Source organism: Kluyvera cryocrescens NBRC 102467 (assembly GCF_001571285.1).
Lineage (GTDB): Bacteria > Pseudomonadota > Gammaproteobacteria > Enterobacterales > Enterobacteriaceae > Kluyvera > Kluyvera cryocrescens.
This window is the reverse complement of sequence record NZ_BCTM01000023.1, coordinates 72,745-95,191: the sequence shown is the minus strand read 5'-3', so window position 1 is coordinate 95,191 and position 22,447 is coordinate 72,745. Positions and strand designations below refer to the sequence as shown.

At 54.5% G+C, this 22,447-nt stretch carries 25 protein-coding genes; 20 read left to right on the top strand and 5 right to left on the bottom strand.

Annotation, left to right across the window (positions count from 1 at the left end):
• Positions 1-170 precede the first annotated feature (170 nt).
• Positions 171-590 (top strand): HAD hydrolase family protein, encoded by a 420-nt coding sequence (locus KCR01S_RS16845; protein ID WP_244886216.1) that lies wholly within the window; start codon positions 171-173, stop codon positions 588-590.
• On the opposite strand, the gene flk is transcribed toward KCR01S_RS16845, so the two are convergent.
• Positions 579-1,595, bottom strand: coding sequence for a flagella biosynthesis regulator Flk (gene flk / locus KCR01S_RS16840; RefSeq protein WP_061284161.1), 1,017 nt, complete (start codon positions 1,593-1,595; stop codon positions 579-581). The genes KCR01S_RS16845 and flk overlap by 12 nt on opposite strands.
• A 104-nt stretch (positions 1,596-1,699) precedes the next feature.
• Here flk and pdxB point away from each other — a divergent pair, with 104 nt between their 5' ends.
• The 15 genes from pdxB to hisP all read left to right on the top strand — a co-directional run bounded on the left by pdxB (position 1,700) and on the right by hisP (position 15,940).
• Positions 1,700-2,827 carry a 4-phosphoerythronate dehydrogenase PdxB gene (gene pdxB, locus KCR01S_RS16835; protein WP_061284159.1) on the top strand — a complete coding sequence of 376 codons (1,128 nt, stop codon included), beginning with the start codon at positions 1,700-1,702 and terminating at the stop codon, positions 2,825-2,827.
• 64 nt (positions 2,828-2,891) lie between these two features.
• Positions 2,892-3,905: an aspartate-semialdehyde dehydrogenase gene (locus KCR01S_RS16830; protein ID WP_061284157.1), complete on the top strand. Its 1,014-nt coding sequence runs from the start codon at positions 2,892-2,894 to the stop codon at positions 3,903-3,905.
• On the top strand, positions 3,905-4,717 hold the full coding sequence (truA, locus tag KCR01S_RS16825; protein WP_061284156.1) for a tRNA pseudouridine(38-40) synthase TruA: 813 nt from the start codon (positions 3,905-3,907) through the stop codon (positions 4,715-4,717). Before KCR01S_RS16830 ends, truA begins: the two co-directional genes overlap by 1 nt.
• 25 nt (positions 4,718-4,742) lie before the next feature.
• A complete protein-coding gene (locus tag KCR01S_RS16820; protein WP_052285423.1) occupies positions 4,743-5,402 on the top strand; it encodes a DedA family protein in 660 nt (219 codons plus the stop codon).
• 196 nt (positions 5,403-5,598) lie between these two features.
• Entirely contained in the window at positions 5,599-6,513 is a 915-nt protein-coding gene (accD, locus tag KCR01S_RS16815; RefSeq protein ID WP_061284154.1) for an acetyl-CoA carboxylase, carboxyltransferase subunit beta, read from the top strand.
• 70 nt (positions 6,514-6,583) lie between these two features.
• On the top strand, positions 6,584-7,852 hold the full coding sequence (folC, locus tag KCR01S_RS16810; protein WP_061284152.1) for a bifunctional tetrahydrofolate synthase/dihydrofolate synthase: 1,269 nt from the start codon (positions 6,584-6,586) through the stop codon (positions 7,850-7,852).
• Positions 7,842-8,516: a cell division protein DedD gene (gene dedD, locus KCR01S_RS16805; RefSeq protein ID WP_061284150.1), complete on the top strand. Its 675-nt coding sequence runs from the start codon at positions 7,842-7,844 to the stop codon at positions 8,514-8,516. Before folC ends, dedD begins: the two co-directional genes overlap by 11 nt.
• 209 nt (positions 8,517-8,725) lie before the next feature.
• On the top strand, positions 8,726-9,214 hold the full coding sequence (cvpA, locus tag KCR01S_RS16800; protein ID WP_052285426.1) for a colicin V production protein: 489 nt from the start codon (positions 8,726-8,728) through the stop codon (positions 9,212-9,214).
• A 33-nt stretch (positions 9,215-9,247) separates the two neighbouring features.
• The gene (purF, locus tag KCR01S_RS16795; RefSeq protein WP_061284147.1) at positions 9,248-10,765 is read left to right on the top strand and encodes an amidophosphoribosyltransferase; all 1,518 of its coding nucleotides are present in this window, start codon (positions 9,248-9,250) and stop codon (positions 10,763-10,765) included.
• Between the two features lie 283 nt (positions 10,766-11,048).
• On the top strand, positions 11,049-11,618 hold the full coding sequence (locus tag KCR01S_RS16790) for a UbiX family flavin prenyltransferase (RefSeq protein WP_061284145.1): 570 nt from the start codon (positions 11,049-11,051) through the stop codon (positions 11,616-11,618).
• A 290-nt stretch (positions 11,619-11,908) separates the two neighbouring features.
• Positions 11,909-12,691: a lysine/arginine/ornithine ABC transporter substrate-binding protein ArgT gene (argT, locus tag KCR01S_RS16785; RefSeq protein WP_061284144.1), complete on the top strand. Its 783-nt coding sequence runs from the start codon at positions 11,909-11,911 to the stop codon at positions 12,689-12,691.
• 222 nt (positions 12,692-12,913) lie between these two features.
• Positions 12,914-13,696, top strand: a complete 783-nt coding sequence (gene hisJ, locus KCR01S_RS16780) for a histidine ABC transporter substrate-binding protein HisJ (protein WP_061284142.1) — start codon at positions 12,914-12,916, stop codon at positions 13,694-13,696.
• Between the two features lie 63 nt (positions 13,697-13,759).
• Positions 13,760-14,446 (top strand): histidine ABC transporter permease HisQ, encoded by a 687-nt coding sequence (locus KCR01S_RS16775; protein ID WP_061284139.1) that lies wholly within the window; start codon positions 13,760-13,762, stop codon positions 14,444-14,446.
• Positions 14,443-15,159, top strand: a complete 717-nt coding sequence (locus tag KCR01S_RS16770) for an ABC transporter permease (RefSeq protein WP_052285432.1) — start codon at positions 14,443-14,445, stop codon at positions 15,157-15,159. Before KCR01S_RS16775 ends, KCR01S_RS16770 begins: the two co-directional genes overlap by 4 nt.
• A 7-nt stretch (positions 15,160-15,166) precedes the next feature.
• The gene (gene hisP, locus KCR01S_RS16765; protein ID WP_061284137.1) at positions 15,167-15,940 is read left to right on the top strand and encodes a histidine ABC transporter ATP-binding protein HisP; all 774 of its coding nucleotides are present in this window, start codon (positions 15,167-15,169) and stop codon (positions 15,938-15,940) included.
• Positions 15,941-15,953: 13 nt separating this feature from the next.
• On the opposite strand, the gene KCR01S_RS16760 is transcribed toward hisP, so the two are convergent.
• The 4 genes from KCR01S_RS16760 to KCR01S_RS16745 all read right to left on the bottom strand — a co-directional run bounded on the left by KCR01S_RS16760 (position 15,954) and on the right by KCR01S_RS16745 (position 18,867).
• Positions 15,954-16,466 carry a GNAT family N-acetyltransferase gene (locus tag KCR01S_RS16760; RefSeq protein ID WP_061284135.1) on the bottom strand — a complete coding sequence of 171 codons (513 nt, stop codon included), beginning with the start codon at positions 16,464-16,466 and terminating at the stop codon, positions 15,954-15,956.
• A 149-nt stretch (positions 16,467-16,615) separates the two neighbouring features.
• Positions 16,616-17,518 carry a TIGR01777 family oxidoreductase gene (locus KCR01S_RS16755; protein WP_061284132.1) on the bottom strand — a complete coding sequence of 301 codons (903 nt, stop codon included), beginning with the start codon at positions 17,516-17,518 and terminating at the stop codon, positions 16,616-16,618.
• 23 nt (positions 17,519-17,541) lie between these two features.
• Positions 17,542-17,904, bottom strand: coding sequence for a dihydroneopterin triphosphate 2'-epimerase (gene folX / locus KCR01S_RS16750; RefSeq protein WP_061284130.1), 363 nt, complete (start codon positions 17,902-17,904; stop codon positions 17,542-17,544).
• A gap of 54 nt (positions 17,905-17,958) precedes the next feature.
• On the bottom strand, positions 17,959-18,867 hold the full coding sequence (locus tag KCR01S_RS16745) for a LysR family transcriptional regulator (RefSeq protein WP_061284128.1): 909 nt from the start codon (positions 18,865-18,867) through the stop codon (positions 17,959-17,961).
• 103 nt (positions 18,868-18,970) lie between these two features.
• Here KCR01S_RS16745 and KCR01S_RS16740 point away from each other — a divergent pair, with 103 nt between their 5' ends.
• From KCR01S_RS16740 to yfcD, 4 genes are all read left to right on the top strand, one after another.
• Entirely contained in the window at positions 18,971-20,389 is a 1,419-nt protein-coding gene (locus tag KCR01S_RS16740; RefSeq protein ID WP_061284126.1) for an aldehyde dehydrogenase family protein, read from the top strand.
• A gap of 130 nt (positions 20,390-20,519) precedes the next feature.
• The gene (gene yfcF, locus KCR01S_RS16735) at positions 20,520-21,164 is read left to right on the top strand and encodes a glutathione transferase (RefSeq protein ID WP_061284125.1); all 645 of its coding nucleotides are present in this window, start codon (positions 20,520-20,522) and stop codon (positions 21,162-21,164) included.
• A 56-nt stretch (positions 21,165-21,220) separates the two neighbouring features.
• The gene (gene yfcE / locus KCR01S_RS16730; RefSeq protein ID WP_061284123.1) at positions 21,221-21,772 is read left to right on the top strand and encodes a phosphodiesterase; all 552 of its coding nucleotides are present in this window, start codon (positions 21,221-21,223) and stop codon (positions 21,770-21,772) included.
• A gap of 56 nt (positions 21,773-21,828) precedes the next feature.
• Complete coding sequence (yfcD, locus tag KCR01S_RS16725; RefSeq protein WP_061284121.1) at positions 21,829-22,374, top strand: NUDIX hydrolase YfcD; 546 nt, start codon at positions 21,829-21,831, stop codon at positions 22,372-22,374.
• Positions 22,375-22,447 lie beyond the last annotated feature (73 nt).

Genomic DNA, 22,447 nt, shown 5'->3' with positions numbered 1-22,447 from the left:
TTAAACATGCGGGCGAATATGTTTACCAATCGCTGATAAAAAACAGCCTTGGGCGGGAAATCATTGCCACGCTCGAAGCGGTAAATAGCGAGCCCGTGGTCATTGCCTGTACGCCGGTCGGCGCCTATGTCAAATCATAGTTGGCTCCAGAGATGCTCGCGAAGGTGAAGATGTCATACGCCTATGTGGTACAGGTCGAGACCTTCACCGAGGTTTTGCATGATTTCGTGAAAATCTCGCTGTTTGATATCAAAGGGCGTTGTCCGCAAATTAAACCGCATCTGGCGGCGTACTTTGATAAAGCCTATATCGTGGTCTCGGAAGATGCGTGGATTGATATTGCCGATGTCGGCGTCCATAAGGGCCATACGGTGGAGATATTGCAGCAAAGGTTAGGCGTAAGTGCAGAAGAGACGATGGTGTTTGGCGATGGGCTTAATGATATTGAGCTGATGACCCGCGCTACCTGGAGTTTCGCGATGCGTAATGCTTTTGACGAAACCAAACAGGCCGCGCGGTTTATTACCGGCTACAACGATGATGATGCAGTGATGACCACTATCGAGCAGGTGCTGAAACTACAGCAGTAGCCAAAGTAGCGCAAATACCACCACGATTACCACAAATGCCAGCCCCGGACGTGCTGACAGCGATTTCAGCGAGCTGATGACCGGGGCGAATGGCGCATAAATCGGCTGCACATCGCGAGCTTCCAGCGTGTGAGCCTGCGAAATTTTCTCACGTTCAATACGCTTTAAGAACAGCAGCGTCAGCAGCTCCTGGATTTGCACCGGGGTCAGTACCGTTTGCGGTGTCCCGTTCCAGTTTTGCTGGGCAAAATCGCGAACCAACTGAGATTCCTGGGGTTCCATTGGCTGCTTGAGCGCGGCCTGCAGCGTATTGAGCGTGGGGGCCGGATGCGTGCTAAGCGTCAGGCGGGCCTGTAAAAGCGTCACCATGGCGTTAAAATGCTTCGCGGGCAGCGGGTCTCCCGATTTCACGCCAGCGAGCTCCAGCAGCGATTTCCAGATCAGTTTACTCGAATCCCCGGTGGCCGCCGAAACTTTGGTTACCAACTGATTCAGCGTATTTTGTTCTGCCGGAAGCAGCGGGCGATCGGTTGCCGGACGCTGCTGCGGTTGCGGGATAGACAACTGCCCCTGCTGCAATAACTGCAACACACTTTTCAACTGCTGTGGGGTCAGTTGACTCAGGGCTGTCTGCCCAAACTGTTGACGGATGTAATCACTGACCGCCTGGCGATTATTGCCCTGACCGAGCAGTTCAGTCAGCTGCGCCAGGGTTTGGCGGACGCTCAGTTTCTGCTCGGCATTTCCGATGCGCTGATTCAAATTTTGTTCAGCAGCGGGAAAGTGGCGCGCCTGCAGCGGCGTGTCATTCTTCAAGCCCAGATCGTGTTTAACCCCTGCCCAGACTTCCGCGTTTTGCTGTGAAGTCATGGCGATTAATCGCGTAATAAGCCGCTCCAGCACCGTACGCTGCTGGGTACTTAACGGCTGTTCTCCCGCCGGGGAGAGGGGAGTGGTGCCGGTCCCCGGAGGGCGCGCAGGCATACCTGAAATGGGTTGCGTCATGATTCATCCTTTCCGTATTACTTAATGCCGGGCGCAAGTATGCCTGGCGGCGAGATTATGGCACACTTCCCCGGTTTACTCTCGTTCTCAGACAGGTACTAATCGTGAAAATCCTTGTTGATGAAAATATGCCCTATGCCCGCGAGCTTTTTAGCCGTTTGGGTGAGGTGAGGGCTGTTCCAGGCCGTCCTATCCCGATGGACGCGTTAAGCGATGCTGACGCCCTGATGGTGCGCTCCGTCACGAAGGTCAATGAAGCGCTGCTTGGCGACAAATCGATTAAATTTGTCGGTACCGCGACGGCGGGTACTGACCATGTTGATCAGGCTTGGCTGCAGCAGGCTGGCATTGGATTTTCAGCAGCACCAGGTTGCAACGCGATTGCGGTGGTTGAATACGTTTTTTCTGCGCTGCTGATGCTGGCCGAACGCGATGGCTTCGCCTTGACCGATCGCACCGTAGGGATCGTCGGGGTCGGCAATGTCGGCGGTCGTTTGCAAAAACGACTGGAAGCATTGGGGATCAAAACGTTGCTGTGCGATCCCCCGCGCGCCGACAACGGCGATGCTGGTGACTTTAGAGCGCTTGACGAGTTGGTGGCTCAAGCCGATGTGCTGACCTTCCATACGCCGCTGTATAAAGAAGGGCCGTACAAATCACTGCATCTGGCCGATGAGGCGTTAATCCGCCGTCTGAAGCCAGGGGCGATTTTAATTAACGCCTGCCGTGGCCCGGTGGTCAATAACGCCGCGCTGCTCGCCTGTCTGGAGGAAGGACAGGATCTGAGCGTAGTGCTGGATGTGTGGGAACCGGAGCCGGACCTCAATCTGGCACTGCTGGAAAAAGTGGACCTGGGGACGTCGCACATTGCTGGCTATACCCTTGAAGGTAAAGCGCGGGGCACCACTCAGGTATTTGAGGCCTACAGTCAGTTCATCGGCCAGCCGCAGGAAGTGGCGCTCTCATCGCTGCTGCCTGCACCGGAATTTGGCCACATTAGCCTTCATGGGCCGCTCGATCAGCCAACGCTGAAAAGACTGGTGCATTTAGTGTATGATGTGCGCCGCGATGACGCGCCGCTGCGAAAAGTCGCGGGGATCCCGGGCGAATTTGACAAACTGCGTAAGAATTACCTTGAGCGTCGCGAATGGTCATCACTCACCGTTGAGTGTGACGATGCGGATGCCGCCGCACTGCTGCAGCAAATCGGGTTTAACGCCGTACATCGTTAATGTCTTCTTAATGCCCCTGTCGGATACTCCGGCAGGGTCGCCATTTTTTCTGGAGTAAATCACCATGTCTGAAGGCTGGAATATTGCCATCCTGGGCGCGACCGGCGCCGTAGGCGAAGCCCTGATTGAAACCCTTGCTGAACGTCAATTCCCGGTGGGTGATATCTATGCGCTGGCGCGCAATGAAAGCGCCGGTGAGCATCTGCGTTTTAATGGTAAATCGGTAATGGTGCAGGATGCGGCCGAGTTCGATTGGACTCAGGCGCAGCTGGCGTTCTTTGTCGCAGGCCAGGAAGCGACCGCCACCTACGTTGAAGAGGCAAGCAATGCGGGCTGCCTGATTATTGACCTCAGCGGCCTGTTTGCGCTGGAGCCAGACGTACCGCTGGTGGTACCGGATGTGAATCCATCAGCGCTGGCGGATTACCGTAATCGTAATCTGATTGCCGTTGCTGACAGCCAGACCAGCCAGCTTTTGAGCGCCCTGAAACCGCTGATTGATGAAGGTGGCCTGTCGCGTATTAGCGTGACCAGCCTGATCTCCGCATCTGCGCACGGTAAAAAAGCGGTCGACGCGCTGGCCGGGCAGAGCGCTAAGCTGCTGAATGGTATGCCGATTGACGAAGGTGATTTCTTCGGCCGTCAACTGGCGTTTAACATGCTGCCGATGCTGCCGGACCGCGAGGGTAGCGTGCGTGACGAGCGTCGTATCGTCGATCAGGTGCGTAAAATTCTGCAGGACGATGGCCTGATGATCTCTGCGAGCTGCGTTCAATCGCCGGTGTTCTATGGCCACGCGCAGATGGTCTCTTTTGAAGCGATGCGCCCGCTGGCGGCGGAAGAAGCGCGCGATGCTTTCTCGCGCGGCGAAGATGTTGTTCTGTCTGAAGAGGGCGAGTTCCCGACGCAGGTTGGTGATGCCACGAACAGTGCGCACCTTTCCGTTGGCTGCGTTCGCAACGACTACGGTATGCCTGAACAGATCCAGTTCTGGTCCGTTGCCGATAACGTGCGTTTCGGCGGCGCGCTGATGGCGGTGAAAACGGCTGAGAAGCTGGTGCAGGAGTATATGTACTAATGTCCGGGATGGAGCAACCGCCTGTCTACCGTATTGCGCTGGGCATTGAATATGACGGCAGCAAATACTACGGCTGGCAGCGGCAAAATGAAGTGCGCAGCGTGCAGGAGAAGCTGGAAAAAGCGCTCTCGCAGGTGGCAAATGAACCGATTACCGTATTTTGCGCCGGACGTACCGATTCCGGCGTACACGGTACCGGCCAGGTTGTGCACTTCGAAACTCATGCTGCGCGTAAAGAGGCAGCATGGACATTGGGCGTAAATGCGAATTTGCCTGGTGACATTGCGGTACGTTGGGTGAAAGCTGTTCCCGACGATTTCCACGCGCGCTTTAGCGCAACGGCGCGTCGCTACCGCTACATTATCTACAACCACCGGCTGCGTCCGGCGGTATTGAGCCAGGGGGTGACGCATTATCACCAGCCGCTGGACGCTGAGCGGATGCATCGCGCGGCGCAAAGCCTGCTGGGTGAGAATGATTTCACCTCGTTTCGAGCTGTGCAGTGCCAGTCACGCACGCCGTGGCGCAATCTGATGCACATCAACGTGACCCGCTACGGCGCGTACATTGTGGTGGACATCAAAGCGAATGCCTTTGTGCATCACATGGTAAGGAATATTGTTGGCAGCCTGATGGAAGTTGGCGCAGGAAACCAGCCGGAGAGTTGGATTGCAGAACTGCTGGCGGCAAAAGACAGGACGCTTGCCGCCGCGACGGCGAAAGCGGAAGGGCTGTACCTGGTGGCGGTAGACTACCCCGCACACTTTGAACTGCCTTCCGTGCCGATGGGGCCGCTTTTCCTGGCGGACTAATGTAGTCATTTGGGGCTAAAACAATATGGATCTTATCCGTTTTTTAATTGATTTCATCCTGCATATTGATGTGCATCTGGCTGAACTGGTCGCGCAGTATGGCGTCTGGGTTTACGCCATTCTGTTCTTGATTCTGTTTTGCGAAACGGGGCTGGTGGTTACGCCATTCCTGCCTGGTGACTCGCTGCTGTTCGTGGCCGGCGCGCTGTCAGCGCTGCCAACCAATGACCTCAATGTGCATCTGATGGTGCTGTTGATGGTGATTGCCGCTATCGCTGGCGATGCGGTGAACTACACCATCGGACGACTGTTCGGCGAGAAGCTGTTCAGTAATCCGAACTCGAAGATTTTCCGTCGCAGCTACCTGGATAAGACCCACGCTTTCTACGATAAACACGGTGGAAAAACCATTATCCTGGCGCGATTTGTGCCCATCGTCAGAACATTCGCGCCTTTTGTGGCGGGAATGGGCCACATGTCCTATCGTCATTTTGCATTCTATAACGTGACCGGGGCGCTGCTGTGGGTGCTGCTGTTTACCTACGCGGGGTATCTGTTCGGCGACCTGCCGATCGTGCAGGAAAACCTGAAGCTGTTGATTGTGGCGATTATCGTTCTCTCGGTATTGCCGGGGGTTATCGAAGTGATCCGTCACCGTCGCGCCGCAGCAAAACAGGCAAAATAAACGAAGCACAGAGGGCACGATTCAGCCGTGCCCTGTTACGGCATGTTTCGCGGTTCGACCACTTTTTTATGCCAAGTTTCGGGCTGTTATGTTTTAATGTGCAACATTCATGGTCTATGAGGGGCAAAAGTGGCATTATGCGCGCCCCCTTAATGGCAAAACTGGCATCGACCAGGTTCAGGCAGAAAGGTTATCAATGAGCTGGATTGAACGAATTAAAAGCAACATCACACCTACCCGCAAGGCGAGCATCCCGGAAGGGGTATGGACCAAGTGCGATAGCTGTGGTCAGGTTTTGTATCGCGCCGAGCTGGAGCGTAACCTCGAGGTTTGCCCTAAGTGCGATCATCACATGCGTATGTCAGCGCGTAATCGCCTGCATAGCTTGTTAGATGAAGGGTCCCTGGTAGAACTGGGTAGTGAACTTGAGCCAAAAGACGTGCTGAAGTTCCGTGACTCTAAAAAGTATAAAGACAGATTGGCATCTGCTCAGAAAGAGACCGGTGAGAAAGACGCACTGGTAGTGATGAAGGGCACCCTGCACACCATGCCGGTGGTAGCCGCGGCCTTCGAGTTCTCCTTTATGGGTGGCTCAATGGGTTCTGTGGTCGGTGCGCGTTTCGTTCGCGCCGTTGAGCAGGCGCTGGAAGACAACTGTCCGCTGGTCTGCTTCTCCGCATCCGGTGGCGCACGTATGCAGGAAGCGCTGATGTCACTGATGCAGATGGCGAAAACCTCTGCCGCGCTGGCAAAAATGCAGGAGCGCGGTTTACCGTATATCTCCGTGCTGACCGACCCGACCATGGGCGGCGTTTCTGCAAGCTTCGCGATGCTGGGCGACCTGAACATTGCAGAACCGAAAGCGCTGATCGGCTTCGCGGGTCCACGCGTTATCGAGCAGACCGTTCGTGAGAAACTGCCGCCGGGCTTCCAGCGCAGCGAGTTCCTCATCGAAAAAGGGGCGATCGATATGATCGTTCGTCGCCCGGAAATGCGTCTGAAGCTGGCCAGCATTCTGGCGAAGCTGATGAATCTCCCGGCACCGAATCCGGATGCGCCGCGCGACAGCGTGGTGGTACCGCCGGTACCGGATCAGGAACCAGAGGCCTGATAATGCAAAGGGCAGGGCCGGGTGGCGCTGCCCTTTTTGCTTTTATTCACCGTTGAAAGTTGCGGGCACCATGGAAAAACATCTTATTCCTCAGGCCACGTCGCCCCTGGCTACGTGGCTTTCTTATCTGGAAAACCTTCACTCAAAAACTATCGATCTGGGATTAGCGCGCGTCAGCCTGGTCGCGGGTCAGCTGGATGTTCTCCAGCCTGCACCGTTTGTGTTTACGGTTGCGGGGACAAATGGCAAAGGTACCACCTGCCGGACGCTGGAAACTATTCTGATGGCGGCGGGCTACACGGTGGGCGTTTACAGCTCTCCGCATCTGGTTCGCTATACTGAACGCGTGCGCGTACAAGGGGCTGAGCTGGCGGAAAGCGCCCATACAGCTTCTTTTGCGGCGATTGAACGGGCGCGTGGCGAAACTTCGCTGACCTACTTTGAATACGGCACACTCTCTGCGCTGTGGCTGTTTAAGCAGGCGAAGGTCGATGTGGTTATCCTCGAAGTCGGATTAGGCGGTCGTCTGGATGCGACCAATATTGTCGATGCCAACGTCGCCGTCGTGACCAGCATCGCGTTGGATCACACCGACTGGCTGGGGCCGGATCGTGAAAGCATCGGCCGTGAAAAAGCGGGCGTGTTCCGTGGCGGGCGTCCTGCCATCGTTGGCGAACCGGAAATGCCGCATACCATTGCCGAGGTGGCGAAGGAAAAAGGTGCATTGCTGCGCCAGCGTGACGTTGATTGGCGCTATACGGTTGATGCCAACGGCTGGACGTTTAGCGACGCACAAGGTGAACTGCGCGATTTACCGCTGCCGAATGTGCCGCAGCCTAACGCCGCGACGGCGCTGGCAGCGCTGCGCGCTAGCGGACTGGCGGTCAGTGAACAAGCCATTCGTGATGGTATCGCCAATGCGATTTTGCCAGGCCGTTTCCAGACCATCCAGACCGAGCCGCGCGTTATTTTAGACGTCGCGCATAACCCGCATGCGGCGTCCTACCTTGCCGGACGTCTCAAATCGCTGCCGAAAACTGGGCGAGTGCGGGCGGTTATTGGTATGCTGCATGATAAGGACATTGCCGGTACGCTGGCGTGTCTGGAAGAGGTCGTCGACGACTGGTATTGCGCGCCGCTGGAAGGACCCCGAGGGGCGACGGCGGAGCAACTGCGAGAACATTTGCGCACGGGTATCGTCTTTGCCAGCGTGGCGCAGGCATGGTGTGCCGCAATGACCGACGCGACGCCTGAGGATACGGTGCTGGTGTGTGGTTCGTTCCACACGGTAGCGCATGTGATGGAAGAGTTGGACACGGGGATAGCTGGTGGCAAGTAAGTTTCAAAACCGTCTTGTCGGGACGATAGTATTAGTTGCCTTGGGCGTTATCGTGCTGCCAGGGCTTCTTGACGGGCAAAAAAAGCATTATCAGGATGAGTTTGCGGCGATCCCGCTGGTACCAAAACCTGGCGATCGCGACGAGCCTGATATGCTGCCAACGGCTACGCAGGCATTGCCGGCACAGCCACCTGAAGGCGCAGCAGAAGAAGTCAGGGCAGGGGATGCAGCGGCACCGTCGCTGGACTCCAGCCGTCTTGCCGTCAATGGCAATGGCGATCTCGAACAGATCCCGCCAGCGGCCGAGCTCCCTAAACCTAAGCCAGTTGAAAAACCGAAGCCTAAGCCACAGCCAGTAACCGAACAGGTCGCTGCGACGCCGCCGCCAAAAGCGACGCCGGAAGCGCAGCCAGCGCCGGTGGGGAAAGCCTATGTTGTGCAACTGGGGGCGCTGAAGAACGCCGATAAAGTGAATGAAATTGTTGCGAGTCTGCGGGGCGCAGGTTATCGCGCATACACATCGCCTTCCACGCCGGTTCAGGGTAAAATTACGCGGATCCTGGTTGGCCCGGAAGCCTCAAAAGATAAGCTGAAAAATTCGCTTGGCGAGCTGAAACAGCTATCGGGATTAAGCGGTGTCGTGATGGGCTATACCCCGAACTAACGCAGCTTAAGCCTATACCCAAACCCTTCCCGCTGCGGGATGAGGGGCATTTTATTGCCCGTGGGTATGGGCCCGAAACCGTGGCGTTGAATATTTTTTCAGCGCCATTTTTTATTTACGCCAGGGAAGGAAATCCCTACGCAAACGTTTTCTTTTTCTGTTAGAATGCGCCCGAACTGGATGACAGGGCGTAAAATCGTGGGACATTTATGGTCTGGATTGATTATGCCATTATCGCGGTGCTGGGCTTTTCTTGCTTAGTGAGCCTTATCCGCGGCTTTGTTCGTGAAGCTTTATCGTTGGTAACCTGGGGCTGTGCCTTCTACGTTGCCAGCCATTACTACACGGAACTGTCTGTCTGGTTTACGGGCTTTGAAGATGAACGGGTTCGAAACGGGATTGCGATTGCGGCGCTGTTTATCGTGACGCTCATCGTTGGTGCTATCGTGAACTACGTGATAGGCCAACTGGTGGAAAAAACCGGTTTGTCGGGTACTGATAGGGTATTGGGGATCTGCTTTGGCGCTTTACGTGGGGTGCTGATTATCGCCGCTATCCTGTTCTTCCTTGACACCTTTACCGGGATGGCGAAGAGCGATGATTGGCTGCATTCGCAGTTTATTCCCTATTTTTCACCGGTTATCAGATGGTTTTTTGAATACCTCCAAAGCTCGTCAAGTTTCTTGCCCAAAGTATAAACTTTGGGTCGTTGCTTAACGAGGAAAAGACGTATGTGCGGTATTGTCGGTATCGCCGGTGTCATGCCGGTTAACCAGTCGATTTATGATGCGCTAACGGTGCTGCAGCACCGTGGACAGGATGCCGCTGGCATCATCACCATTGATGCCAACAACTGCTTCCGGTTGCGTAAGGCAAACGGCATGGTCAGTGATGTCTTTGAAGCCCGCCACATGCAGCGTATGCAGGGCAATATGGGTATTGGCCATGTGCGCTACCCAACGGCGGGCAGCTCCAGCGCTTCTGAAGCTCAGCCTTTCTACGTTAACTCCCCGTACGGTATTACGCTTGCGCACAACGGCAACCTGACCAACGCGCATGAGTTACGTCAAAAGCTGTTTGAAGAGAAACGCCGCCACATTAACACCACTTCTGATTCTGAAATCCTGCTCAATATTTTCGCCAGCGAGCTGGATAACTTCCGTCATTATCCGCTGGAAGCCGACAACATCTTTGCCGCCATTGCCGCGACGAATCGTCAGATTCGTGGGGCCTATGCTTGTGTCGCAATGATTATCGGCCACGGCATGGTTGCGTTCCGCGACCCTAACGGTATTCGCCCGCTGGTGCTGGGTAAACGCGATGTTGGCGATGGCCGTACCGAATACATGGTGGCTTCCGAAAGCGTTGCGCTGGATACGCTGGGCTTTGAGTTCCTGCGTGATGTCGCACCGGGCGAAGCGGTCTATATCACTGAGAAAGGGCAGTTGTTTACTCGTCAGTGTGCCGATAATCCGGTGAGCAATCCGTGCCTGTTCGAATACGTCTACTTTGCGCGTCCGGACTCCTTCATCGACAAAATTTCCGTCTACAGTGCTCGCGTCAATATGGGCACCAAGCTGGGTGAAAAAATTGCGCGTGAGTGGGAAGATCTGGATATCGACGTGGTGATTCCGATTCCGGAAACCTCCTGCGATATCGCGCTGGAAATTGCCCGCATTCTGGATAAACCGTACCGTCAGGGGTTTGTGAAAAATCGCTACGTTGGCCGTACCTTCATCATGCCGGGCCAGCAACTGCGTCGCAAATCGGTGCGCCGTAAGCTGAACGCCAACCGCGCCGAATTCCGCGGTAAAAACGTGCTGCTGGTAGATGATTCCATCGTACGCGGCACCACCTCAGAGCAGATTATCGAGATGGCCCGTGAAGCCGGAGCGAAAAAGGTCTATCTGGCCTCCGCTGCGCCGGAAATTCGCTTCCCGAATGTCTACGGCATCGACATGCCAACCGCCACCGAGCTGATTGCTCATGGGCGCGAAGTGGATGAGATTCGGCAGATCATCGGGGCAGACGGCCTTATCTTCCAGGATCTTGACGATCTGATTGATGCCGTGCGCGCGGAGAACCCGGACATTCAGCAGTTCGAATGCTCGGTGTTTAATGGCGTATACGTCACCAAAGACGTCGACCAGACCTATCTTGATTTCCTCGATTCACTGCGCAACGACGACGCCAAAGCGATGCAGTTGCAAAATGAAGTGGAAAATTTAGAGATGCATAACGAAGGTTAAATGGGTAAAGGCCGGGTGCGAATTGCTGCGCATCCGGTTTTTTTCATCCGCCCCTGTCCATATCCCCGTTCCGATAATCTTAGCTCCGCGCCTTGATACGCTGAAATTTTACGCTGTTCTGTTTCTTCTTTATAACCTGGCTATGATCACACTTAAACAACGGTGTTTATTACGCTGGCCCCATACCCGTCACGCTACATGCCGTCGATAATCATCCCTTGCGGTTGCGTCTGACGCCGTATTCCGGCAAAGTTTGATCCATTATGGAAACAGGGCGGTTTGTGTGAAACGACTCATCATTGGAATTTCTGGCGCGAGCGGCGCCATTTACGGCGTACGCTTATTGCAGGTGCTGCGCAGCCTGCCGGATGTGGAAACGCACCTGGTGATGAGCCAGGCCGCCCGGCAGACGCTGGCGCTGGAAACCGACTTTTCGCTGCGTGAAGTTCAGGCGCTGGCTGATGTGGTTCATGACGCCCGTGATATCGGTGCCAGCATTTCATCGGGGTCGTATAAGACCGCCGGAATGGTGATCCTGCCGTGCTCAATCAAAACGCTGTCCGGTATCGTGAATAGCTATACCGACGGCCTGCTGACGCGTGCCGCCGATGTGGTGCTGAAAGAGCGTCGTCCCCTGGTACTGTGCGTGCGCGAAACGCCGCTGCATTTGGGTCATCTGCGGCTGATGACCCAGGCGGCTGAAATTGGCGCGATTATCATGCCGCCGGTGCCTGCGTTTTATCACCGACCACAAACGTTGGATGATGTGATAAACCAGACGGTTAATCGTGTCCTTGACCTCTTTGATATCGAGCTACCGCAGGATCTTTTCGCCCGCTGGACCGGTGCCTAACTCCGCCCGAAGTGGGTGCGTGATGTATCTTTTGCCCTGTTTCAGGGCAAATTTGTAATGCCGATCAAATCCTCGATATTTAATCATCCTGATTGTCTATTTGTGCTCGATTTATGCGCTGTGGCTGATATCTTCCTTTATGATCACCTTTTGTTATCTTTTTATTAACATATTTAACGTTGTGATTGTTTCGACGTTAAAGATGGCACAGAAGATGCAAATAAGGTTTTGCAGACACACACAACATAATTATGAGCAGTTAACGACATCACGATTTAATAGGGGAAAGTATGAAGAAGACGGTTCTGGCTCTCTCTTTGCTGCTGGGTCTCAGCAGCGTCTCCAGCGTATTTGCCGCATTGCCACAGAGCATTCGTATCGGTACTGATGCCACCTATGCGCCTTTCTCCTCGAAAGATGCAAAAGGCGACTTTGTCGGTTTTGATATCGATTTAGGTAATGAAATGTGCAAACGCGCCAGCATCAAATGTACCTGGGTGGGCAGCGATTTTGACGCGTTGATCCCATCGCTGAAAGCCAAAAAAATCGACGCGATCATCTCTTCGCTGTCGATTACCGAAAAACGCCAGCAGGAAATTGCTTTCTCCAACAAGCTGTATGCGGCGGATTCACGTCTGATTGCGGCGAAAGGTTCTCCCATCACACCTGCTCTTGATGCGCTGAAAGGCAAGCATATCGGCGTACTGCAGGGCTCCACTCAGGAGGCCTACGCCAACGAAAATTGGCGCAGCAAAGGGATCGATGTGGTGGCATATCAGAACCAGGATTTGATCTACTCCGACATGGCGGCCGGTCGTCTTGATGCGGCATTCCAGGATGAAGTGGCGGCGAGCGAAGGTTTCCTTAAACAGCCGGCGGGTAAAGATTTTGATTTCGCAGGGCCTTCAGTCAAAGACAAAAAATTCTTTGGCGATGGTACCGGCGTTGGCCTGCGTAAAGACGATGTTGAGCTGAAGGCGGCGTTTGATAAAGCGCTGGCTGAGCTGCGTGCTGACGGGACCTACGACAAGATGGCGAAGAAGTATTTTAACTTCAACGTCTACGGCGACTGATTACGGTCGATGTATCATCGTGGTGCATTCATTTTGCGATGCACCGCGGTGGTGCATTTTTTGCTCGAAAATCGCGCATGCTTGCATAATTAAGCATTTTTAATGAGAAAAAAGCCATCACTCAGGGCAGAATGCTTTGCCTTGATAGGCCGAAAGATGGCACGATAACTGCTCAGATTATTTCTAAAAAACCCACAAGAATTACTGTCTGTTGAGGATAATATGAAAAAACTGGCGTTATCTTTTTCTCTGGTCTTAGCGCTTGCTTCTGCTTCAAGCGTTTTTGCAGCAACCCCGCAAAAAGTGCGTATTGGTACTGACCCAACGTATGCACCGTTCGAGTCAAAAAATGCCCAGGGTGAATTGGTGGGTTTTGACATTGATCTGGCAAAAGAGCTGTGTAAGCGCATCCAGGCACAATGTACCTTCGTGGAGAACCCGCTGGACGCCCTGATCCCCTCGCTGAAAGCGAAGAAAATCGATGCCATTATGTCGTCGCTGTCGATCACGGAAAAACGTCAGCAGGAAATTGCCTTTACCGACAAACTGTATGCCGCTGACTCTCGTCTGGTGGTGAAAAAAGGTTCCCCGGTCACGCCGGATCTCGCCACGCTGAAAGGCAAGCGCGTAGGTGTGCTGCAGGGGACGACCCAGGAAACCTACGGTAACGAACATTGGGCGCCGAAAGGTATTGAAATTGTTTCCTATCAGGGGCAAGACAATATTTATTCTGACCTGACCGCCGGTCGTATTGACGCGGCGTTCCAGGATGAAGTGGCGGCGAGCGAAGGTTTCCTGAAACAGCCTATTGGTAAAGACTACCAGTTCGGCGGCCCGTCCATCAAAGACGAGAAGCTGTTCGGTGTGGGTACCGGTATGGGTCTGCGTAAAGACGATACTGAATTGCTGAGCGCGCTGAATAAGGCATTCGCAGAAATGCGTGCCGATGGCACCTACGACAAGCTGGCAAAAAAGTACTTCGATTTTAACGTTTACGGCGAGTAATCATCACGAGTAACCCATCGCTTCGATTGTTCGGGCGATGGGCGTCAAGACAGGACTGGCAGCATGCTGTACGGGTTTTCACAGGTAATTTTTCAGGGCGCCGTTGTTACCCTTGAGCTGGCTCTCAGCTCAGTGGTTTTGGCCGTGCTTATTGGTCTGGTCGGCGCGGGAGCCAAGCTCTCCCGAAATCGCGTACTGGCGTTAATTTTTGAGGGGTATACCACGCTGATTCGCGGGGTACCCGACTTAGTCCTGATGCTGCTGATTTTTTATGGCCTGCAGATGGCACTCAACCTGGTGACCGATGCGATCGGGTTATCGCAGTTTGATATCGATCCAATGATCGCCGGGATCATCACCCTGGGTTTTATCTACGGGGCTTACTTTACCGAAACCTTCCGCGGTGCTTTTATGGCGGTGCCAAAAGGGCATATTGAAGCCGCAACGGCTTTTGGTTTTACCCGTTCGCAGACTTTCCGCCGTATTTTATTTCCGGCGATGATGCGCTATGCGCTGCCGGGGATAGGCAACAACTGGCAGGTGATTTTAAAGGCTACCGCGCTGGTCTCGCTGCTCGGTCTGGAAGATGTGGTCAAAGCAACGCAGCTGGCGGGGAAAAGCACCTGGGAACCGTTCTACTTTGCGATCGTCTGCGGGTTGATTTACCTGCTCTTTACGACGGTCTCCAATGGCGTGTTGCTGCTGCTCGAACGCCGCTATTCTGTGGGTGTGAAGAGGGCTGACCTGTGATTGAGATTATTCAGGAGTACTGGAAAGCGCTGCTGTGGAGCGATGGCTATCGTTTTACCGGCGTAGCAATCACCCTTTGGCTGCTGGTGCTGTCGGTAGTGATGGGGGGCTTTATGGCCCTATTCCTCGCTATTGCCCGCGTCTCCAGCAATAAATACATCAAATTCCCGGTGTGGCTGTTTACCTACATTTTCCGTGGTACACCGCTGTACGTCCAACTGCTGGTGTTCTATTCCGGAATGTACACGCTGGAAATTGTCAAAGGCACGGAAATGCTCAATGCCTTTTTCCGCAGCGGCTTGAACTGTACGGTGCTGGCCTTAACGCTGAATACCTGCGCCTACACCACTGAGATTTTTGCCGGCGCGATTCGTTCGGTACCGGCGGGGGAAATTGAAGCCGCGAGAGCCTATGGCTTCTCTTCATTCAAACTTTATCGCTGCATCATTTTGCCGTCTGCGCTGCGCATAGCGCTGCCGGCCTACAGTAACGAAGTTATCCTGATGCTGCACTCGACGGCGCTGGCATTTACCGCCACCGTGCCTGATTTGCTGAAAATTGCGCGCGATATTAACTCCGCCACCTATCAGCCCTTTACCGCCTTTGGGATAGCGGCTGTGCTGTATTTAATAATTTCTTACGTGCTGATTAGCCTGTTCCGTAAAGCGGAAAAACGCTGGTTACAGCATATGAAACCGTCTTCTACGCACTGAGAATATGATGTCTGAAAACAAACTTAACGTAATCGACCTGCATAAACGCTACGGTGAGCAGGAAGTGCTGAAGGGCGTATCGCTTAAGGCCGAAGCGGGTGATGTAATTAGCATTATCGGCTCGTCCGGTTCGGGTAAAAGTACCTTCCTGCGCTGTATCAACTTCCTCGAGAAACCGAGTGAGGGCTCAATTATCGTTAACGGGCAAAATATCGGCCTGGTACGCGATACGGACGGACAGCTGAAGGTTGCGGATAAAAACCAGCTGCGGCTGCTCCGTACCCGCCTGACGATGGTCTTCCAGCACTTCAACCTCTGGAGCCATATGACGGTGCTGGAAAACGTGATGGAAGCGCCAATCCAGGTGCTGGGCTTAAGCAAAGCGGAAGCGCGGGAACGGGCGATGAAATACCTGGCGAAAGTGGGTATCGATGAGCGCCAGCAGAACAAATATCCGGTGCATCTCTCCGGCGGTCAGCAACAGCGCGTATCCATTGCTCGTGCGCTGGCTATGGAACCGGAAGTACTGCTATTTGATGAGCCGACCTCCGCGCTTGACCCGGAGCTGGTGGGCGAAGTGCTACGTATCATGCAGAAGCTGGCGGAAGAGGGCAAAACCATGGTGGTGGTGACCCACGAAATGGGCTTTGCTCGTCACGTTTCCACGCACGTTATATTTCTCCATCAGGGCATTATTGAGGAAGAAGGCGCGCCGGATGAAGTGTTTGGTAATCCGAAAAGCGCGCGTTTACAGCAGTTCCTGAGTGGGGCGCTGAAATAAATGCCCAACGCCCTCACTTAGCGGTGGGGGCGTTTTCCAGCCGATAAACCCAGTCATCAAAGTATTCGCCGTTAAGCTGATACGCTTTTTCCAAGACCTGGGTACGAATGAAACCCCGCTTTTCCAATAGCCGCGCGGACCCGTGGTTATCGCCCAACACCCACGCGTTAATGGCCCACAGCGAAAGCTGATGAAAGCCATAGTCACAAAGGGCATCAAGCGCTTCGCTGGCATATCCCTGACTTTGAGCCTGCGGTAATAGCGCATAGCCAATGTCGGCTTCATGGGGGTTTTTGTGGCTGATCCGTAACCCAATATCACCGAGCGCGGTGCCGTTTTGATCGCGAATAACGAATATTCCCGGCTCGTTACAGCGCTGTGCAAATATCTCGCGTATCGCTGCTTCATCCAGCACTTCTCCCATAAAGCGCATCACTTCAGGATTTTGTCGAAGCGACAAGAAAAAGGACCAGTCGTGTTCATCGAAGGGCGAAAGCTGTAAACGTGCGGTGGTGAGAATTGCCATTTGCGTGCCAGTATGCAAAAAAGTTAAAGGGCTACCTTAGCACCCGAAAGATCGTGATAACAAGGGGTTAACGTCAAACGGCTGGCGTGACATTCAACTTCTGCAGGCCCAGGAAGACGGTGATAGCGCTTGTCGCTATCACCGTGCGATTAGTGGCGTTTGCCGAGAATATTCCCCAGCGCTTCATCCAGATCGTACCAGCGGAAGGTAAAGCCCGCCGCTTCCAGGCGTTTGGGGAGCGCGCGCTGGCCACCGAGTACCAGCACGGAGGACTCGCCCATCAGGAGACGTATCACCGGAGCGGGAACGCGCAAAACAGCGGGGCGATTTAACGCATGCCCCAGCGCATGAGCGAATTGTTCGTTATGAACCGGGTAGGGCGAAACCAGATTAAACGGCCCGCGTAGATCGTTATCAAGCAGCCAGAGAATACCGTTAACCATATCGTCGATATGTATCCATGCCAGGTACTGTCGGCCATTGCCGATAGGGCCGCCGAGACCGAGCTTAAACGGTGGCAGCATTTTTGCGAGGATCCCCCCGTGCGCAGCGAGCACTACTCCGGTGCGCAGTAAACAGACTCGGGTGCGGTCGCTTTGCGCGGTAGAGGCAATTTGCTCCCAGCGTGCGCAAAGTTTATGGGTGAATTCATGATGCGGTGGCTCTTCTTCCGTGACGACCACTTCGCCGAGATCGCCATAGTAACCGGTGGCTGAGCCGGAAATGAGTACCGATGGCGGAGTGCTGCTGGCTTGGATCAGTTCGCTAATACGTTGGGTTATCGCCCAGCGACTGTCGCAGAGCTTCTGCTTTTGCGCATCAGTCCAGCGTTTATCGGCAATGGGCTCACCGGCCAGGTTAATCACGGCATCGATACCGTCGAGCGATGAAATATTCTGTAGCCCGGGCCAGAGCTCAACGCGGGCATCAAGTACCTGGCGCGCTTTTTCCGGTGAGCGCGTGACCACGCAAACCGCGTGGCCCAGCGTGAATAAACGCGGAATCAGGTGGCGGCCAATCAGCCCGGTACCACCGGTAATCAGAATCTTCATGCGACCTCCCCGCGAAGGAGCGCCTAGCGTTGCCAGCTTAAGGTAATGGATACCGAATCGGCATAGCGCAGCGCGTGAACTTTATCGATTTCCACTTCAGCATAAGTGACCCAGTGATGTTCGCGTGCGATATCGAGCACATCCTGAGTTAATTTTTCCAGCAAAGAGAAACGGTTATTCTCGACGTGGCGAATAATGTTCTTAGTGATGGTTCGATAGTTCAGCGCATCGTTAATATCTTCGCTATTGCGCGCCTGATCGGCCGGGTAGCGAATTTCAATATTGATGACCACATCCTGGCGGTTGGCAATCTCTTCTTCTTTGATGCCGATAAACGTACGCAGGCGTAGATTTTTGATACGGATAATCGCGTCAGACTGAGACATTGCAGGTATTCTCCTTATTTATTGTTGTCTTGAGCATCATACACGAAAGCATCTTTAGCGCGGGAGCGTCTGACGTGTATTCAATTCGTGCGCCAGCTCAATAAACGCACGTAGCGCGGGTAGAACGTGGCGATGTCCCGGATAGTAGAGGCGTAAGCCGCCGAAAGTGGGACACCATTCATCCAGTATGCTGATGAGTTTGCCATTGGCAAGATCGTCCTGGATAAACCACTGTGAAATAAACGCCAGCCCAAGCCCGGCCAGCGCCGCGCGGTGGATGACCTGCATCTCGCTGACGATAAGACGCGGCGGGACGTTGACGGTAAATTTGTTCTGATGCCGCTCCAGTTCCCAATGATAAACGCCACCGTGGGACATGCGCATGCCAATGCTTTGGTGAGCCGCAAGATCATCCGGCGTTTGCGGGATCCCGTGACGCGAAAAATATGCCGGCGAACCGACAATCAGCATCCTGGCATCCGGCGTTAGCGCGCTGGCAATCATATCCTGCGGCACCGACTCGGCCAGACGGATCCCCGCATCGTAACCCTCGGCGACGATGTCGATCATTCTCGATTCCGTGGTGATATCCAGCTTCATCTGCGGGTAGCGCTGCAAATAAGTGTCGAACAGATTGAACAGCAGCGAGACGCTTTCACGTGGGGCATTGATTCGTAGAGTGCCCGTGGGAACCCCGGGCTCGGCGGTAATTTCTTCGCCGGCGCGCTGAATTTCCGCCAAGGCTGGAGTGATACGCGCTATATAGCGCCGCCCCTGTTCGGTCAGGGCCACGCTGCGGGTGGTGCGGTTAAACAGGCGTACATTAAGACGCGCTTCCAGCCCGGCGACCGCGTTGCTGACTGCGGTGGCCGACAGGCCCAGTTCGCGCGCTGCGGCGCGAAAGCTTTGCTGGCGAGCAACGGCCAGCACAACCTCAAGTTCAGTCAAACCGCTACGCTGCATAATTATCCCGATTTTCGTGACAGTTTGTCTTTATTGTACCCTCTTATCACGATGATCGCCGCTTCTTATACTGTGCGACATCCCATGATGAGAGGACAGAATAATGCAGAGCATCGACAAAATTTATATCAACGGCGAATTCGTGACGCCGCACGGTAGCGAGCTGTTTGACTTGTTTAATCCGGCGAGCGAAGCGGTGATAGGCCAGGTACGTTTGGCTGATGAAGATGATGCCCTGCGGGCGATTGCGGCGGCAAAAGCGGCATTCCCGGCGTGGTCTCAAACCTCTCGTGAAGCACGTATTGCGGTGCTGGAACGTATGCACCAGGCGGTAGTGGCAAGAGAGTCAGATCTGCTGGAAGCCATTATTACCGAATACGGCGCGCCGTCGTCGCGTGCCCGTTGGATGGCCGCCTGGCCGGCACAAACCATTCGCTACGCTATTGATGCGCTCAAAGCGTTTATCTTTGAAGAGTCGGTTGGGCGCGCAAAGGTAGTGATGACGCCAGTGGGCGTCGCCGGGCTGATTACGCCGTGGAACAGCGATGCAGGCTTTATCTGTAATAAGCTGGCAACGGCAATGGCGGCGGGCTGTACTGCCGTCATTAAGCCAAGCGAAATGAGCGCCTGGCAGACTCAGATTATCACTGAGGCGCTGCACGCGGCGCAAATTCCGGCTGGCGTATTTAACATCGTCACCGGTCGTGGCGACGTAGTGGGGGATGTGATTAATCATCATCCGGATATCGCTAAGATTTCGTTTACGGGGTCGACGGCGGTGGGAAAACATATTGTCGAAAGCGGCGCTCGTACCTTGAAGCGCGTGACGCTGGAGCTGGGCGGCAAATCGCCGACGGTGATCCTCGATGATGCCGACCCGAAAACCGCCGTGCATATGGCGCTGGAAGCCGGCTTTATGAATAGTGGGCAGGCGTGTATTGCCGGTACGCGTATTCTGGTTCCGGCGTCGCGTAAAGCAGAGTTCGAACAGGAAATGGTTGCCGCTATCGCGCAGTTCCCGGCAGGCGAGCCGCGCGATGCGCAGACGGTGATTGGCCCAATGGTCAGCCGCAAGCAGTGGCAGCGTGTGCAGGACTATATTCGCCTGGGGCAGCAAGAGGGGGCACGTTTACTCGTCGGGGGAGTCGGGCGCGTTGAAGGGGCGGAAAAAGGCTGGAGCGTGCAGCCGACGATATTTACCGACGTGAATAATCAGATGCGCATTGCCAGAGAGGAGATCTTTGGCCCAGTGCTGGTGGTCATTCCGTATGCGGATGACGCCGAGGCGCTGGCTATCGCTAACGATACCGATTACGGTCTGAGTGCGCTGGTGCTGAGCGGTTCTAGCCAGCGTGGAGAAGCCATGGCACTGCAGATTGAGTCTGGCCGCGTGCTGGTCAATACGCTTGAACATGAGCACCTGGCCCCGTTCGGTGGATTTAAGCAGTCCGGTCTGGGACGAGAAATGGGCAAATGGGGATTGCAGGCTTACCTGGAGCCAAAAACGCTGTTGGTTGGCTGATTGCAAAATCCTCATGTTGCGGGCAAGTGACATCGCCCGATAGACAGGCTATGTTGGCTATTATGTCAGATGGGCGCCGCTTTCTGCGCCCGTCGTTCGTGCATCTTTTGTCTGTGATTGAGGACGCGCTATGAGCCAGCCTGTGATAACCCTTTGGTCAGACTCTGATTTCTTCTCCCCCTATGTGATGTCCGTGTACGTTGCCCTGAAGGAAAAAGGGCTACCGTTCACGCTCAAAACCGTCAATCTCAACCACGGCGAACATCTCCAACCGGGCTGGAAAGGCTATGGCGTGACCCGCCGGGTACCGCTGCTTGACGTCGATGGTTTTGAACTCAGTGAATCTTCCGCTATTACCGAATTCCTTGATGAGCGCTTTGCGCCGCCGGAATGGGAACGTTTATACCCTCACGACATGCAAAAGCGCGCCCGCGCCCGACAGGTGCAGGCCTGGTTGCGCAGCGATCTACTGCCGATTCGTGAAGAGCGCTCAACCACGGTGGTATTTGCCGGTGAGAAAAAAGCACCCTTGAGCGAAGCAGGACGCCAAAGCGCGGCTAAACTGTTTGACACTGCCAGCGCACTGCTGGCTCACGGTCGCCCCAATCTGTTTGGGGAATGGTGTATCGCCGATAGTGACCTGGCGCTAATGCTTAACCGACTGGTGCTGAACGGTGATGAGGTTCCGGAAAACCTCGCCGAATACGCGACTTTCCAGTGGCAGCGGGCCTCTGTTCAGCGCTATGCGGCGCTATCGGCCAAACATGCGGGCTGAAAAGTAAGACGTAATCCATTATGATAGTAGGGATTATCATTGTAGGGATTTGATTAATGAAGCTGATGTTTGCATCGGATATTCATGGTTCGCTGCCCGCAGCCGAGCGCGTGCTATCGCTGTTCGCTCAGAGCGGCGCGCAGTGGTTGGTGATTCTAGGCGATGTGCTTAATCATGGGCCGCGTAATGCGCTGCCTGAGGGATATGCGCCAGCCCAAGTTGCCGAGCGCCTGAACAGCGTGGCAGAGCGAATTATTGCCGTTCGCGGCAACTGCGATAGTGAAGTTGACCAGATGCTGCTGCATTTTCCCATTACCGCGCCCTGGCAACAGGTGTTAACCGACGCGCAGCGACTGTTTCTGACTCACGGTCATCTTTATGGCCCCGACAATCTTCCGCCGCTGGCCTCCGGTGATGTGCTGATTTTTGGTCATACGCACCTGCCGGTGGCAGAAAAGCACGGCGAGATATTCTTATTTAATCCCGGTTCGGTTAGCATTCCGAAAGGCGGCTTTGCTGCTAGCTATGGGATGATGGACGGAAGAAATCTGCAGGTTTTAGCACTCAATGATCAGCGGGTTATTGCAGAGGTTGCTATTAACCCGTAAGTTACCCATCAATCACAAAACGCGCCGTAAGAGCGCTTTCAATTTAAGGTTTTCTGATGGTCGAGCAGAATCATTTGGCAGGCACGGAATGGGTCGATATTGTCAACGAAGACAATGAGGTCATCGCGCAGGCGAGCCGTGAACAAATGCGCGCACAGTGTCTGCGCCACCGGGCAACCTACATCGTCGTTCATGACGGCATGGGGAAAATCCTGGTACAGCGTCGCACTGAGACGAAAGACTACCAGCCGGGGATGCTGGATGCCACCGCTGGGGGTGTCGTTCAGGCTGATGAGCCATTGCTGGACTCCGCTCGCCGTGAGGCAGAGGAAGAGTTAGGGATTGCCGGCGTACCGTTTGCCGATCACGGTCAGTTCTATTTTGAAGATAAGAACTGTCGCGTATGGGGAAGCCTGTTTAGCTGCGTCTCGCACGGGCCGTTTGCCCTGCAGGAAGAAGAGGTCAGCGAAGTTCGCTGGATGACGCCGGAGGAGATCACCGCCCGCTGTGATGACTTCACCGATGACTCGCTGAAGGCGCTGGCGCTGTGGATGACGCGCAATGCCAACAATGAAGCGCATGCTGAGGAAGAAGCCGAGTAAGCTCGCGCTATCGCAGATATAAAAAATCCGGAACGGTTTCCCGCTTCCGGATTTTTTTTGCCTAAAACCACCC

Excerpts from the sequence above, each read along its gene's own strand:
- KCR01S_RS16745 (WP_061284128.1), bottom strand. The coding sequence starts at position 18,867 with ATGCAGCGTAGCGGTTTGACTGAACTTGAGGTTGTGCTGGCCGTTGCT.
- folC (WP_061284152.1), top strand. The coding sequence starts at position 6,584 with ATGGAAAAACATCTTATTCCTCAGGCCACGTCGCCCCTGGCTACGTGG.
- KCR01S_RS16740 (WP_061284126.1), top strand. The coding sequence starts at position 18,971 with ATGCAGAGCATCGACAAAATTTATATCAACGGCGAATTCGTGACGCCG.
- KCR01S_RS16760 (WP_061284135.1), bottom strand. The coding sequence starts at position 16,466 with ATGGCAATTCTCACCACCGCACGTTTACAGCTTTCGCCCTTCGATGAA.
- KCR01S_RS16820 (WP_052285423.1), top strand. The coding sequence starts at position 4,743 with ATGGATCTTATCCGTTTTTTAATTGATTTCATCCTGCATATTGATGTG.
- folX (WP_061284130.1), bottom strand. The coding sequence starts at position 17,904 with ATGTCTCAGTCTGACGCGATTATCCGTATCAAAAATCTACGCCTGCGT.
- hisJ (WP_061284142.1), top strand. The coding sequence starts at position 12,914 with ATGAAAAAACTGGCGTTATCTTTTTCTCTGGTCTTAGCGCTTGCTTCT.
- KCR01S_RS16845 (WP_244886216.1), top strand. The coding sequence starts at position 171 with ATGTCATACGCCTATGTGGTACAGGTCGAGACCTTCACCGAGGTTTTG.
- hisP (WP_061284137.1), top strand. The coding sequence starts at position 15,167 with ATGTCTGAAAACAAACTTAACGTAATCGACCTGCATAAACGCTACGGT.
- yfcE (WP_061284123.1), top strand. The coding sequence starts at position 21,221 with ATGAAGCTGATGTTTGCATCGGATATTCATGGTTCGCTGCCCGCAGCC.
- argT (WP_061284144.1), top strand. The coding sequence starts at position 11,909 with ATGAAGAAGACGGTTCTGGCTCTCTCTTTGCTGCTGGGTCTCAGCAGC.
- cvpA (WP_052285426.1), top strand. The coding sequence starts at position 8,726 with ATGGTCTGGATTGATTATGCCATTATCGCGGTGCTGGGCTTTTCTTGC.
- truA (WP_061284156.1), top strand. The coding sequence starts at position 3,905 with ATGTCCGGGATGGAGCAACCGCCTGTCTACCGTATTGCGCTGGGCATT.
- KCR01S_RS16830 (WP_061284157.1), top strand. The coding sequence starts at position 2,892 with ATGTCTGAAGGCTGGAATATTGCCATCCTGGGCGCGACCGGCGCCGTA.
- KCR01S_RS16755 (WP_061284132.1), bottom strand. The coding sequence starts at position 17,518 with ATGAAGATTCTGATTACCGGTGGTACCGGGCTGATTGGCCGCCACCTG.
- purF (WP_061284147.1), top strand. The coding sequence starts at position 9,248 with ATGTGCGGTATTGTCGGTATCGCCGGTGTCATGCCGGTTAACCAGTCG.
- yfcF (WP_061284125.1), top strand. The coding sequence starts at position 20,520 with ATGAGCCAGCCTGTGATAACCCTTTGGTCAGACTCTGATTTCTTCTCC.
- accD (WP_061284154.1), top strand. The coding sequence starts at position 5,599 with ATGAGCTGGATTGAACGAATTAAAAGCAACATCACACCTACCCGCAAG.
- yfcD (WP_061284121.1), top strand. The coding sequence starts at position 21,829 with ATGGTCGAGCAGAATCATTTGGCAGGCACGGAATGGGTCGATATTGTC.
- flk (WP_061284161.1), bottom strand. The coding sequence starts at position 1,595 with ATGACGCAACCCATTTCAGGTATGCCTGCGCGCCCTCCGGGGACCGGC.
- KCR01S_RS16775 (WP_061284139.1), top strand. The coding sequence starts at position 13,760 with ATGCTGTACGGGTTTTCACAGGTAATTTTTCAGGGCGCCGTTGTTACC.